This is a genomic window from Plasticicumulans sp. (genome assembly GCF_035331805.1).
Lineage (GTDB): Bacteria > Pseudomonadota > Gammaproteobacteria > Competibacterales > Competibacteraceae > Plasticicumulans.
Map to the genome: position 1 here is coordinate 1,468 of NZ_DAOLKE010000065.1, position 12,874 is coordinate 14,341.

The 12,874-nt window shown below is 69.9% G+C and carries 12 protein-coding genes; 2 read left to right on the plus strand and 10 right to left on the minus strand.

Annotated elements, in window-relative coordinates; translation table 11 throughout:
• Positions 1-181: 181 nt before the first annotated feature.
• A complete protein-coding gene (locus PKE44_RS06940; protein ID WP_324549429.1) occupies positions 182-1,534 on the plus strand; it encodes a sensor histidine kinase in 1,353 nt (450 codons plus the stop codon).
• 300 nt (positions 1,535-1,834) lie between these two features.
• On the opposite strand, the gene PKE44_RS06945 is transcribed toward PKE44_RS06940, so the two are convergent.
• From PKE44_RS06945 to ffh, 7 genes are all read right to left on the minus strand, one after another.
• Positions 1,835-3,190, minus strand: a complete 1,356-nt coding sequence (locus PKE44_RS06945; RefSeq protein ID WP_324549432.1) for a deoxyguanosinetriphosphate triphosphohydrolase — start codon at positions 3,188-3,190, stop codon at positions 1,835-1,837.
• A 118-nt stretch (positions 3,191-3,308) separates the two neighbouring features.
• Complete coding sequence (cysQ, locus tag PKE44_RS06950) at positions 3,309-4,118, minus strand: 3'(2'),5'-bisphosphate nucleotidase CysQ (protein WP_324549434.1); 810 nt, start codon at positions 4,116-4,118, stop codon at positions 3,309-3,311.
• 209 nt (positions 4,119-4,327) lie between these two features.
• Positions 4,328-4,678 (minus strand): 50S ribosomal protein L19, encoded by a 351-nt coding sequence (gene rplS, locus PKE44_RS06955; RefSeq protein ID WP_324549437.1) that lies wholly within the window; start codon positions 4,676-4,678, stop codon positions 4,328-4,330.
• Between the two features lie 13 nt (positions 4,679-4,691).
• Complete coding sequence (gene trmD / locus PKE44_RS06960) at positions 4,692-5,510, minus strand: tRNA (guanosine(37)-N1)-methyltransferase TrmD (RefSeq protein ID WP_324549439.1); 819 nt, start codon at positions 5,508-5,510, stop codon at positions 4,692-4,694.
• A gap of 24 nt (positions 5,511-5,534) precedes the next feature.
• A complete protein-coding gene (rimM, locus tag PKE44_RS06965) occupies positions 5,535-6,044 on the minus strand; it encodes a ribosome maturation factor RimM (RefSeq protein ID WP_324549454.1) in 510 nt (169 codons plus the stop codon).
• A gap of 29 nt (positions 6,045-6,073) precedes the next feature.
• On the minus strand, positions 6,074-6,334 hold the full coding sequence (gene rpsP / locus PKE44_RS06970; protein WP_324549441.1) for a 30S ribosomal protein S16: 261 nt from the start codon (positions 6,332-6,334) through the stop codon (positions 6,074-6,076).
• 164 nt (positions 6,335-6,498) lie between these two features.
• A complete protein-coding gene (gene ffh, locus PKE44_RS06975; RefSeq protein ID WP_324549443.1) occupies positions 6,499-7,893 on the minus strand; it encodes a signal recognition particle protein in 1,395 nt (464 codons plus the stop codon).
• A 130-nt stretch (positions 7,894-8,023) separates the two neighbouring features.
• Between ffh and ccsA the strand changes: the two genes are divergently transcribed.
• The gene (gene ccsA / locus PKE44_RS06980; protein ID WP_324549445.1) at positions 8,024-8,833 is read left to right on the plus strand and encodes a cytochrome c biogenesis protein CcsA; all 810 of its coding nucleotides are present in this window, start codon (positions 8,024-8,026) and stop codon (positions 8,831-8,833) included.
• 7 nt (positions 8,834-8,840) lie between these two features.
• On the opposite strand, the gene PKE44_RS06985 is transcribed toward ccsA, so the two are convergent.
• The 3 genes from PKE44_RS06985 to PKE44_RS06995 all read right to left on the minus strand — a co-directional run.
• Positions 8,841-10,733, minus strand: coding sequence for a nucleoside-diphosphate sugar epimerase/dehydratase (locus PKE44_RS06985; RefSeq protein WP_324549447.1), 1,893 nt, complete (start codon positions 10,731-10,733; stop codon positions 8,841-8,843).
• On the minus strand, positions 10,730-11,746 hold the full coding sequence (locus tag PKE44_RS06990) for a glycosyltransferase family 4 protein (RefSeq protein ID WP_324549450.1): 1,017 nt from the start codon (positions 11,744-11,746) through the stop codon (positions 10,730-10,732). The genes PKE44_RS06985 and PKE44_RS06990 overlap by 4 nt, the downstream gene beginning before the upstream one ends.
• A 118-nt stretch (positions 11,747-11,864) precedes the next feature.
• Positions 11,865-12,874: NAD-dependent epimerase/dehydratase family protein (locus tag PKE44_RS06995; protein WP_324549452.1), on the minus strand; the 1,010-nt coding region annotated here is incomplete at its 5' end.

Below are 12,874 nucleotides of genomic sequence, written 5' to 3' on the forward strand. Positions count from 1 at the left end.
GTCGCCAACTACGGCAGCCAGATCCGCGCCCGGCTCGGCGTCGGCAGCCGCGCCGGACTCGCGCGCCTCGCGATCCGGCTCGGGCTGATCGAGGCCTGAAACCGTTCCCGGCCCGCAGGCTGCGGCGTGTTCGCCCTGCCCTCGCGGGCGGAACCGGCCATCTTTAGAAAGAGGAATCCCCGTGTCCGTGCCCGTATCCGGGCGGCCGGCGCCGCCCCGCCCCGGCGCCAGCCTGCGCACGCGACTGCTGCGCGGCCTGCTGGCGCTCAGCCTCGTCGCATTCGCGCTGGCGGTGACGCTCGCCGTCGCCAACACCCGTCACAACGTGCGTGCCGAACTCGCCTCCAGCGCGGCACTGGCGCTCGATCTGGTCGATGGCCTGCTCGGGCCGGTGCCGGCGCTGCCGGGCGATGCCGCGCGCCGCGCCGAATGGCTCGATCAACTGCGCGAACTCGGCCGCCACCGGCATCTGCGCCTGGACCTGCTCGCGCCCGGCGACAGCCCGCGCTGGCCGGCACCGGCCGAGGCGGCGGCGCCGGCCTGGTTCGCGGCGCTGGTGGCCTCGGAGCCGATCCAGTTCGAGCGCGAACGGCGCGATGCCGACGGCACGCCGCTGCGCCTGCTGGTGCGCGCCGATCCGGCCGACGAGCTGGCCGAGGCCTGGACCGACTTCAGCGACTTCCTCGCGCTGCTCGCCGGCTTCGCGCTGCTCGCCGGCCTGCTGGTCTGGCGCCTGCTCGGCGCGGCGCTCGCACCGGTGCGCGTGATCCTCGGCGGCCTCGATGCGCTCGCGCACGGCGACTACGACGGCCGGCTCGCATCAAGTGGCGTGCCGGAGCTCGACCGCATCGCCGCGACCGTCGACCGTCTGGCCGCAACACTCGCCGCCGGCCGTGCCGAGAACCGCCGCCTCGCCGGCCACGCGCTGACCGTGCGCGAGGACGAACGCCGGCTGCTCGCGCGCGAGCTGCACGACGAGCTCGGCCAGTCGCTGAGCGCGATCCAGGCCGACGCGACGCTGATCGCCCACACCGCCACCGACCCGCGCCACATCGAGAGCGCACGCGCGATCGGCGCGACCACGGCGGACATCCTCGGCTCGGTGCGCGAACTGATCCGCCGCCTGCATCCGGCCGTGCTCGACGTGCTCGGCCTGCGCGCGGCCCTCGGACAGCTGCTCGCCGACTGGGCGGTGCGGCACGCGCCGGTCACGACGCGCTTTGACTGGGACCCTGCCCTGCCCGAACGTCCGGCCTGCGGCATCCACGCCTACCGCATCGTGCAGGAGGGCCTGACCAACGTCGCCCGCCACGCCGAGGCCGGCCACGTCGAACTGCGACTGTGGCGCGAGGCCGACGCCCTGCGCCTCGAACTCGCCGACGACGGCCGCGGCTGCGATCCGGCGGCGGCGACCGACGGCTTCGGCCTGCACGGCATCCGCGAGCGCGCACAGTCCTTCGGCGGCCACGCGACGATCGAATCGGCCACAGGCCAGGGCTTGCGCATCCACGTGCGGCTGCCGCTCGACGGCTGAACCGGTCCGCGGACCGGACAGGCGCCGCTTCCGCCCGGCCGTCCCCGACGCCGCCGCATCAGCCCGATGCCCGCCCGCAACCGGCTGCCGGCGCCGTCCACACCGCGCCGCTCCGGTCCCCGCCGCCCCATGGCACGGTGCGCACCCGATCACAGCCCGCACCGGAGTCCGCCCCGCATGCCGTGCCCGCCCCTGCCCCGTACCCCGTACCGCACCCGCCGCGGCCCGGCGCGAATCCGGCACGCCCCCGATGAACCCGCAGCGCAGACCGCACGGGTGCAGCGCGGCAACCGCATCGGCTTACTGCATCGGCAGCGACATGCCGGTGATGCGCTTGAACAGGCTGACGGCGTAGGAATCGGTCATGCCGGAGATGAAGTCGATGATCTTCAGCGTGCGCAGGTAGGCATCGGCCACCGGCTCATGCCCGGGGCCGACGAACTGCTCGGGCAGCAGGTGCATCAGCATGCGGTTCAGTGCCGTTGCCCGCACGCCGCGCTCGGCGACATCGGTGACGGCACCGGCGAAGGCCGCGAGCAGGCCGCCAAGCACCTCGAAGCCGGCGACCTGCACCTCGACGACCGGCTGGCCGATGTAGACACGCCGGCGCGCGAGTTCCTTCATCTCCAGCATCGGCGCGCGGCTCGGCACTTCATCGAGCAGTTCGAGCCCGTAGCGACCGGCGAGGATCTCGGCCTCGCAGTCGAGGAACAGCGTCACGACCTCATCGATCAGCCTGCCGATCGCCTTGGCGCGCAGGTACTCGATGCGCTCCTTCGGCCGGGTCAGCTGCTTCAGGCGCGGCGAATCGGCCGCAAGCCCCACGAGCGGCAGCAGCAGGTCCAGCACCTCGCCGTGTTCGAGCTGGCGCAGGCGCACGGCGTCCTCGAGATCGACGATGCGGTAGCAGATGTCATCGGCCGCTTCGAGCAGGAAAGCCAGCGGATGGCGCCGCCAGGCGCCGGGAAGCACCGGATCGAGCCCGAGCCCGGTCGCAACCTCGTCGAACAGCGCCGCATCGGCCTGGAAGTAGTTGAACTTCTTGAAGGCGATGCCGCCGACTGCCGGATCGGCGTCGAGCAGCGAACCGCGCGGATACTTCGTGAAGCTGCCGAGGGTCGCCAGCGTCAGCTGCATGCCGCCGAAGTTGTCCGGGCTCTGCAGGCGCGCGACGACGCGAAAGCCCTGGGCGTTGCCCTCGAAGCGCAGCAAGTCCTGCTGCTCGGCCGGCTGCATGCGCCCGATCAGCGAACGCCCGAGCGTCGTTTCCTCGAAGAACTGGCGGATGCCGTCCTCGCCGGCATGGCCGAACGGCGGATTGCCGAGATCGTGCGCGAGCGCGGCCGCCGCGACGATCGCCCCGAAATCGGCCGGCACGACCTGCGTCAGCCCGTGGCGCGCGATCACGACCTCGCCGACCCGGTTGCCGAGCGAGCGCGCGACGCTGGACACCTCCAGCGAATGCGTCAGGCGCGTGCGCACGTAATCGTTCGACGACAGCGGAAAGACCTGCGTCTTGTCCTGCATGCGCCGGAACGCCGAGGCAAACACGATGCGGTCGAAGTCGCGCTGGAAGTCGGTGCGCTGCGTGTCCTCGGCAGAGGATCGGTGGCGGATGCCGAGGCGGCGGCGACTGAGGAGCTGGTTCCAGTCCATCGACGGGAACTCCGGGTGACGGCGGGGGCCGGCAGCGTAGCGCGCCCGGGCGTTGCGTGCCGCCGTCACTGCGTCCGGCGGCCCGTGCGGCAGGCCACGTGACCGTCAGGGCGGTCGCTCAGACCTTTTCCGGCAGATACGACAGCCAGTCGCGGCTGCCGTCGCCGTAGACGATGAAGTAGGGATTCAGCAGCGAATCCTTGGTGTTGTACGGGAGCGCCTCGCCATCCAGCCCGACCACATGGCCGCCAGCTTCCTCGACCACGCACTGCGCCGCCGCCGTGTCCCATTCGGAAGTCAGGCCCAGGCGCGGATAGACATCGGCACGGCCTTCGGCGACACGGCAGAACTTCAGCGAACTGCCACAGGCGACGAAGGCATGATCCCCGAGACGGTTGATGAAGCCATCCATCGCATCGCTGCCGTGCGAGCGGCTGCCGACGACCCGCACTTCCGGCTTGCAGGGAATCTGCACGTGGATGCGCTCGGGCGCGGCACCAGCCCTGGCATGCCAGGAGCCGTGACCGAGCGCGGCAAAGTACACCTCATTGCCGACCGGCACATGCACGACGCCGAGCACCGGCCGGTGACCGTCGATCAGCGCGATGTTGACCGTGAACTCACCGTTGCGCTTGATGAACTCCTTGGTGCCATCGAGCGGGTCGACCAGCCAGTAGCGCGACCACGCGGCCCGCTGCTCGAACGGCAGCGCCCTGGATTCTTCGGACAGCACCGGGATGTCCGGCGTCAGCGCCGTCAGCCCGGCGACGATGCATTCGTGCGCGGCGCGATCGGCCGCGGTCAGCGGGCTGTCGTCGCCCTTGGTTTCGACATCGAAATTCGTATCGTAGATTTCGAGGATGCGGGCAGCGGCTTCGGCGGCGATGGTGCGCACGGGCGTCAGCCACTGGGCGAAGTCTTGGGACATGAAGGGATTCCTCGACAGGGACGAAATCTGGCGCGCGCACCATCGTGCTGCGGAAACACGGCAAAGCTTACTGCACTGCAGCATGAAACCACAGCCACACAAAAACCGATGCCCGGCGTGAAGATGCAAACGACTGACACGAAGACGGGCGTCGCCCTTGCGGGTGACGCCCGTCTTCGTGGATCACGCGAATCCGCGGACCGCCGCGATCAGGACAGCTTTTCCTTGATGCGCGCCGCCTTGCCTTCGAGCCCGCGCAGGTAGTAGAGCTTGGCGCGACGCACGTCGCCGCGGCGCTTGACGCTGATGTCGGCGATGCTCGGGCTGTAGGTCTGGAACACGCGCTCGACGCCTTCGCCGTGCGAGATCTTGCGCACGGTGAACGCCGAGTTCAGGCCGCGGTTGCGGCGGGCGATGCAGACGCCCTCGAAGGCCTGCAGACGCTCGCGGTTGCCTTCCTTGACCTTGACCTGCACGACGACGGTGTCGCCGGGGCCGAAGTCCGGGATGGTCTTGCCGGCGATCTGTTCCTGGTTCAGCTGATCGATGATGTTGCTCATGAAGGTCACTCCCCTACGGTTCCGCCGGGTCCGGAGCCGCAGCGCCGACACCCTGTGATGCCGGATCCACGGCGCCCGGCGCCGCGGATCCACGTTCTTCGTGCTGCCGGATGAAGGCATCCAGCAGCGCCTGGTCCTGCCTGTCGAGACGCCGTCCGGCCAGCAGGTCCCGCCGGCGCAGCCAGGTACGTCCGAGCGCCTGCTGCCGGCGCCAGCGCGCGATCGCGGCGTGATCGCCCGAGCGCAGCACCGCCGGCACCTGCAACCCGGCGATTTCCTCGGGCCGCGTGTAATGCGGACAGTCGAGCAGGCCGTCCGCGAACGAATCCTGCTCGTGCGAGGCAGCATTGCCGAGCACGCCCGGCGCCAGCCGCGCCAGCGCGTCGATCAGCACCGCCGCCGCCAGCTCGCCGCCGGACAGCACGTAGTCGCCGATCGACCATTCCTCGTCGATCTCGGTCGCGATCAGGCGCTCGTCGATGCCTTCGTAGCGTCCGCACACCAGCAGCAGCCGCGGCAGCGCGGCGAGTTCGCGCACGCCGGCCTGGTCCAGCCGCCGGCCCTGCGGACTCAGGTAGATCGTCCGCGGCCGCCCGGGACTCGCCGCCCGCGCCGCCGTGATCGCATCGCGCAGCGGCTGCACCTTCATCAGCATGCCCGGCCCGCCGCCGTACGGCCGGTCGTCGACCGTGTGGTGGCGGTCGTGCGTCCAGTCGCGCGGATTCCAGGTCGCGACCTCGAACAGCCCGCGCCCGGCCCCGCGCCCGGTCACGCCGCAGGCGAGCAGCGCCGCGATGAACTCCGGAAACAGCGTGACGACGTCGATGCGCACGGATGATCAGCGGCTTGTTCCGGATCAGAAATCCGGATCCCAGTCCACGCGCATCCGGCCGGCTTCGAGATCGATGTCCTGAATCACCGACCCGCGCAGGAACGGAATCAGGCGCTCACGCTCGCCGCGCACGACGATCACGTCGTTCGAGCCGGTCTCGAACAGGTGATCGACGTGGCCGAGTTCGATGCCATCCAGCGTCTCGACGCGCAGGCCGACCAGATCGGTCCAGTAATACTCGCCCGGAGCCGGGGCCGGCAGCTGTTCGCGACGGATCGCGATCTCGCAGCCGATCAGTGCCGCAGCGGCATCGCGATCCTCGACGCCGTCGAACTGCATGACGATGCCCTTGCCCTGCTCGCGACCGAGCACCGGCACGACCTCGCGCCACTGGCCATCACGACCGAGAAACAGCGGCCGGTAACGGCAGATCGCGGCGCGCGGCTGCGTGTCGGACCAGATCTTCAGCCCGCCGCGCACGCCCCAGAGACCGGCGACGCGCCCGAGCACGACCCAGCTGTCGGCAGCAGCGATGCTCACGGATGCAGCGCCCGGCGTGCGGATCAGGCCGCAGCCGCCTGCGCCTTGTCGAATTCCTTCAGCAGCGCGGCGACGCGCTCGGACACCTGCGCGCCGTTGCCCTGCCAGTACTGCACGCGCCCGGCGTCGAGGTTCAGGCGCACTTCGCCACCACGGGCGATCGGATTGAAGAAACCGAGGCGCTCGATGTAGCGACCGTCGCGGCGGTTGCGGCTGTCGGTGACGACGACGTGGTAGAACGGGCGCTTCTTCGCGCCGCCGCGCGCCAGTCGGATGGTGACCATAGCGATCCTCTTGCGATCCAGTTTGTACCGGGTGTGCCGGTGTGAGCCGTGTCTGTCCCGGGGACGAAAAGACCGCGCCCGCAGGCGCGGTCCCGGAGAAAACCGCGGATTGTACGCGAAAACGCCGATGGCTCAAGGGTCGGCGCATCGCCTCATCTGAACGCTCACTTGAACGGCGGCAGGCCGCCGGGACCGCCGAGGCCCCCGAGTCCACCCATCGGCAGCTTGCCCTTCATCGCCCGCATCAGCTTCATCATGCCGCCGCCGGACATCTTCTTCATCATCCGGCGCATTTCCTCGAACTGCTTGAGCAGGCGGTTGATTTCCTGCACCTGCACGCCGGCGCCGGCGGCGATGCGGCGCTTGCGCGAGCCCTTGATCAGGTCCGGAAAGCGCCGCTCCTGCGGCGTCATCGAGTTGACGATGCCGATCAGCCGGCGCACCTGCTTGTCGTTGGCCTGCTTCTTCAGATCGTCCGGCACCTTGTCCATGCCCGGCAGCTTGTCGAGCAGCCCGGCCATGCCGCCCATCGCCAGCATCTGTTCCATCTGCTCGCGGAAGTCCTCGAAGTCGAAGCTCTTGCCGGACTTGACCTTCTCGGCGAGCTTCAGCGCCTTTTCCTTGTCGACCTTGCGCTCGACCTCCTCGACCAGGCTGAGCACGTCGCCCATGCCGAGGATGCGCGAGGCGACGCGATCCGGATGGAAGGGTTCGAGCGCGGCGGTTTTCTCGCCGACACCGAGGAACTTGATCGGCTTGCCGGTCAGGTAGCGGATCGACAGCGCCGCACCGCCGCGCGCGTCACCGTCGGTCTTGGTCAGCACGACGCCGGTCAGCGGCAGCGCCTCGTGGAAGGCCTTCGCGGTGTTGGCGGCGTCCTGACCGGTCATCGCATCGACGACGAACAGCGTCTCGACCGGCGTCACCGCCGCGTGCAGCGCCTGGATTTCCTCCATCATCGCCGCGTCGACATGCAGGCGACCGGCGGTATCGACGATCAGCACATCGAAGAACTGCCGTTTCGCGTACGCAAGGGCCGCCTGCGCGATCGCCACCGGCTGCTGGCCGCCCTCGCTCGCAAACCACTCGACCTGGACTTCCTTCGCGAGCGTGGCCAGCTGCTGGATCGCCGCCGGCCGGTAGACGTCGCAGCTGACCACCAGCACCTTCTTCTTTTCGCGCTCGCGCAGGAAGCGCGCGAGCTTGGCGGTGCTGGTCGTCTTGCCCGAGCCCTGCAGGCCGGCCATCAGCACCACGGCCGGCGGCTGCGCGCGCAGGTCGAGCGCCTCGTTGGCCTCGCCCATCAGCCGCACGAGTTCCTCGTTGACGATCTTGACCAGCACCTGCCCGGGCGACAGCGCGGTCATGACCTCCTGGCCGACCGCGCGCACGCGCACCTGTTCGATGAAGCTGCGCACCACCGGCAGCGCCACGTCGGCTTCGAGCAGCGCCATGCGCACCTCGCGCAGCGCGTCGCGGATGTTGTCCTCGGTCAGACGCGCCTGACCGCGCAGGTGCTTGACGGTGCGCAGCAGGCGCTCGGAAAGGTTCTCGAACATGGCGTCGGACTCGGGCTCGCGGCAGCGGGCAGAAAAGGGCGGCAGTATAGGGGACGGACCGCGCCGGGTCAGGCACGCGCGCCAGTGTGCGATCATGCGGCGGTTCTGCTCACCTGCCCGTGACGCCCGCATGACCAGCATCCTGACCGGCGCCCTCGCCGCCCTGCTCTACCTCGCCACCGGCACGCTGCTCGGCGTGCGGCTGGCGCGCGTCAACCAGCCGCACCAGCCGGCGCGCGCACCGGCGCTGGCGCTCGGTCTGGTCGCGATCGTGCTGCACGCCTTCGTGCTCGGCCAGACCGTCGTGCAGCCCGAAGGCATGAACCTCGGCTTCTTCAACGCGCTGTCGTTCACCGGCTGGCTGATCGCGCTGCTGCTGCTCGCAAGTTCGCTGGCGCGCCCGGTCGAGAACCTCGGCATCGTGCTGCTGCCGTTCACGGCGACCACCGTCGTGCTGGGGCTGGCGTTTCCGTCGACGCGACTCGTCACCGAGGCCGCGCAGTGGCGCCTGGAGCTGCACATCCTGATCTCGATCACCGCCTACGCGCTGCTCGCGCTCGCCGCCGTGCAGTCGCTGCTGCTCGCGGTGCAGGAACGGCGCCTGCGCACGCGCCGTCTGGGCGGCATCTCGCGCGGACTGCCGCCGCTGGTGACGATGGAGTCGCTGCTGTTCCAGATGATCGGTGCCGGTTTCGGGGCGCTGACGCTGTCGCTGCTGTCGGGGTTCTTCTTTCTCGACAACCTCTTCGCGCAGCACCTCGTGCACAAGACCGTGCTGTCGATCGCGGCCTGGCTGGTGTTCGCCACGCTGCTGTGGGGCCGCCGCCGGTACGGCTGGCGCGGACGCACCGCGATCCGCTGGACGCTGAGCGGCTTTGCGGTGCTGGTGCTCGCGTACTTCGGCAGCAAGCTGGTGCTCGAACTGGTGCTCAGGCGCTGATCGCCGCTCAGGTGCCGGTGGCCTGCACCGGAGCGCCCTGCCCCCCCTCGCTGCCGGAGGCCCGGTATTCCGGCACCAGCACGTGCATCGCCGCCAGCACCTCGGCATCCCTGCGATCCCTGCAGTCGGCCCGCAGGGCTTCCAGTGCCCGGTTGAACGCCCCCCAGTCCAGTGTCCGGCGCTGCGCGAGCAGCAGCTTCGGGTAGACGGTCGGCTGCAGTTGCTCGCGTTCGTGGAACAGCTCCTCATAGAGCTTCTCGCCCGGGCGCAGGCCGGTGAACTCGATGCGGATGTCCTGATGCGGGCGCTTGCCCGAGAGCTGGATCATCTGCTCGGCCAGCGTCGCGATGCGGATCGGTGCGCCCATGTCGAGCACGAAGATCTCGCCGCCGTGCCCGACCGCCGCCGCCTGCAGGATCAGCTGCGCGGCCTCGGGAATGGTCATGAAGTAGCGCTCGATCTCGGGATGCGTGACCGTCACCGGCCCGCCGCGCGCGATCTGCTCGCGAAACAGCGGCACGACGCTGCCGGCCGAGCCGAGCACGTTGCCGAAGCGCACGGTGATGAAGTGCGTGTGGCTGCGGGCGGCGAGGTTCTGGCAGTACATCTCGGCCAGCCGCTTGCTCGCCCCCATGACGTTGGTCGGATTGACCGCCTTGTCGGTCGAGATCAGCACGAAGGCGTCGGCGCCATGGCAATCGGCGGCCTGCGCCAGCGTCATCGTGCCGAACACGTTGTTGCCGATCGCCGTCGAAGGCTGGTCTTCGAGCAGCGGCACGTGCTTGTAGGCGGCGGCATGGAACACCAGCTCGGGCCGGTGCGTGGCGAACACCTGCCCGACGCCGACGGCATCCGTGACATCGAGCAGGAACACCTGCAGCGAAACTTCGGGCCAGTCGCGGCGCAGTTCGAGTTCGATGCGGTACAGGTTGAACTCGCCGGCATCGACGATCAGCAGCCGCGCCGGCCCGAGCCGGGCGATCTGACGGCAGAGCTCGGAGCCGATCGAGCCGCCGCCGCCACTGACCAGCACCGTGCGCCCGGCCACGCAGCGTCCGATCGTCTCCCAGTCGAGCGTGACCTCCTCGCGCCCGAGCAGGTCTTCGAGCGAGACCTCGCGCAGCTCGCGAATCTGCGCCCGCCCGCTCAGCAGCTCATCGAGCCGAGGCACGACACGCACCGGCCGGCCGCTCGCCTCGCAGAGCCGGAGCACGCGCGCCATGCGTTCGCCGCCGAGCGAGGGCATGGCCACGAAGATCATGTCGATCGCGTGCCGATCGGCGATGGCCGCCACGTCCTGCGTGCGTCCGAGCACCCGCAGGCCGTGCAGTTCGCGGCCCTGGCGGTTGTCCTTGTCGTCGACGAAACCGACCGCCTCGTATTCGCCATCGCGCTCGCGCTGCAGTTCGCGCAGCAACAGCACGCCGGCGTCCCCGGCACCGACGATCAGCACGCGCTGCCCGGGCCGGTAGTACAGGCGATGATCCTTGAACCAGCGGTACACGAAGCGCGGGGCACCGAGGAACAGCAGCAGCAGCAGGCCCGTCAGCACGAAGGAAGAACGCGGCACCGGCACCGGTGGCAGCAGGCCGATCTGTGCGGCCAGCGCCACCAGTGCCCAGCAGATCAGGGTCCCGGTCACGACCGCCTTGCAGATGCGCACCAGATCCGGCATCGACGCGAAGCGCCAGACCCCGCGATACAGCCCGAAACGCACGTAACAGGCGGCATGCACGAACAGTACGAGCGGCAGCAGTTGCTGGGCGGCCTGCAGGAACGGCGTCGGGATGGCGTCGAAATTGAATCGCAGCCACTGCGCGCCGAACCAGGCAAGCGGCGTCATCAGCAGATCATGGGCGAGTGCCGCCAGCGGATGGCGGATGCGCAGCCAGATCTTCATGGGGCCGCACTCCGCTCCAGCCGGGCGACGCCGGCCGCGAGCGTCACGAACAGCAATGCCGTTGCGGCGAGCAGCAGTGCCTGACCGGCGGCCGGCAGCCGGGGACCGGCGAGCGCCGCCGCGGCGCAGACCAGCATCAGCGCGTACTCGGCCAGCACCGTGCGCCGGTGCCCCCAGCCGAGGCGCACCAGCCGCTGGTAATAATGGCTGCGGTGTGCCTCCCAGATGCGCTCGCCGCGCAGCAGCCGGCGCAGCAGCGTCACCGTGGCATCGACGATGAACGGCGCAAACGCCAGCAGCCCGGCCCAGAACGGGAACAGCCCGCTGCGTTCGGCGTACAGGATCAGGCCGGCCGCCAGGAAGCCGAGGGTCGCAGCCCCGGTATCCCCCATGAAGATGCGCGCCGGCGGAAAGTTGAATGCAAGAAAACCAAGCGCCGCCACGGCCGGCAAGGCCGCCAGGACAGCGTACGCAGCGTCCCCGGCAGCCATGCCGAGCAGCGCCAGCGTCGCGTAACCGCACACGGTCATGCCACCTGCGAAGCCGTCCATGCCGTCCATGAAGTTGTAGAGATTCAGCATCCAGACGCAGAACAGCACCGTCAGCACGGTCAGCAACGGCCGGGCCGGCTGCCAGACAGCACCGGGCAGGCTCAGGCCTGCCGGCAGCCCGACCAGCACGATCAGCCCCAGTGCTGCCGCCAGATGCACGGCGAAGCGCCACCGCACGCCCACACCGCTGCGATCATCCAGAAACGACACGACCGCCACCGGCACCGCCGCCGGCAGCACGCAGGCCGCCGCCGGCCCGAGCCAGCCGCCGACGGCGAGCAGCGGCAGTGCCGCCCCGACGCCGGCGAGCAGCGCGATGCCGCCGCTGCGCGGCGTCGGGCGCGTATGCAGCGAACGGGCGTTCGGCAGATCGAGCAGATGCAGGCTCGAATCGGGATCGCAGAAACGCCGGGTCAGCAGCGCCGACACGAAGGCTGCGACCAGGAATGCAAGGAGGATCAACGCCTGGGTACCTGTCCGGAGCCAGGCAGGCACAACGCCACGGCCCGGCAAGCGTGGCAGTTTAGCGTGTCGGCTTTGTGCATCTGCAACAATCGCTGCTTGCGACGACGCACCCGGCTCAGGCCCGGCACATCCGCTGCAGGCCTTCGGCGAGCGACACCTGCGGCCGCCAGCCCAGTTCCCCGCGCAGTCGCGCCGAGGAGTACCAGGCCGAACCGAGCAGCTTGTCGAGCACCTCGGAATCGAACGGCAGCCGCCGGCCGAGCAGTCGCTCCAGCCGGTCCCCGATCGCCGCCACCGTTGCCAGCCCGCCTGCCGGCACGGCATGCCGGCGCGGCGCGAGACCCAGCGCCGCGCGCAACGCCACATACAGCTCACGCCCCGAATACGCAGCCTCATCGGCAACAATCCAGGTACGGCCGGCCGCAGCCGGCGCATGCGCAACCAGTCGCATCGCCGACACCACGTCATCGACGTACACCAGCGAGCGCCGGTTGCCGGTTTCCGGCAGCGGCGGAAACCATCCGCGCCGCACCAGCGCCGCCATGCGCTCCAGGTTGCCGCGTCCGCCCGGCCCGTAGACCATCGTCAGCCGCAGGTTCACGACGTGCATGCCGTAGCGTGCTCCGGCCTCCAGCACCGCATCTTCGGCAGCACGCTTGGCCTGACCGTACGGGGTCAGCGGCGGCAGCGGCCAGTCCTCGTCGGCGCAGACCTCGCCGGGTTCGCCCATGGCCTTGACGCTGGACAGGAACACGAAGCGGCGCACGCCGGCGCGCCCCGCCGCCGTAGCGAGCGCGCAGGTGCCTGCATGATTCACCTGCCGGTGCAGCGCCGCATCCTGTCCTGACCAGGCATGTGCATGACCGGCGCAGTGGTACACCGTGTCCATGCCGGCACAAGCGCGCTCCAGCGCTGCCGGGTCATCGAGCGGCGCCAGCACCGCTTCGGTCAGCGCCGGCAGCAGCCGGCGCACGGCAATGCGCACGGTGCAGGACTGCGCCCGCAATTCCCCGACCAGCCGTCTGCCGATGAAACCGGTGGCGCCGGTCACCAGCACGCTCACCAGAGCTTCCAGCCATGGGTGTTGAAGAAGGTGATGCCCGAGCGCACGAACATCCGGATGTG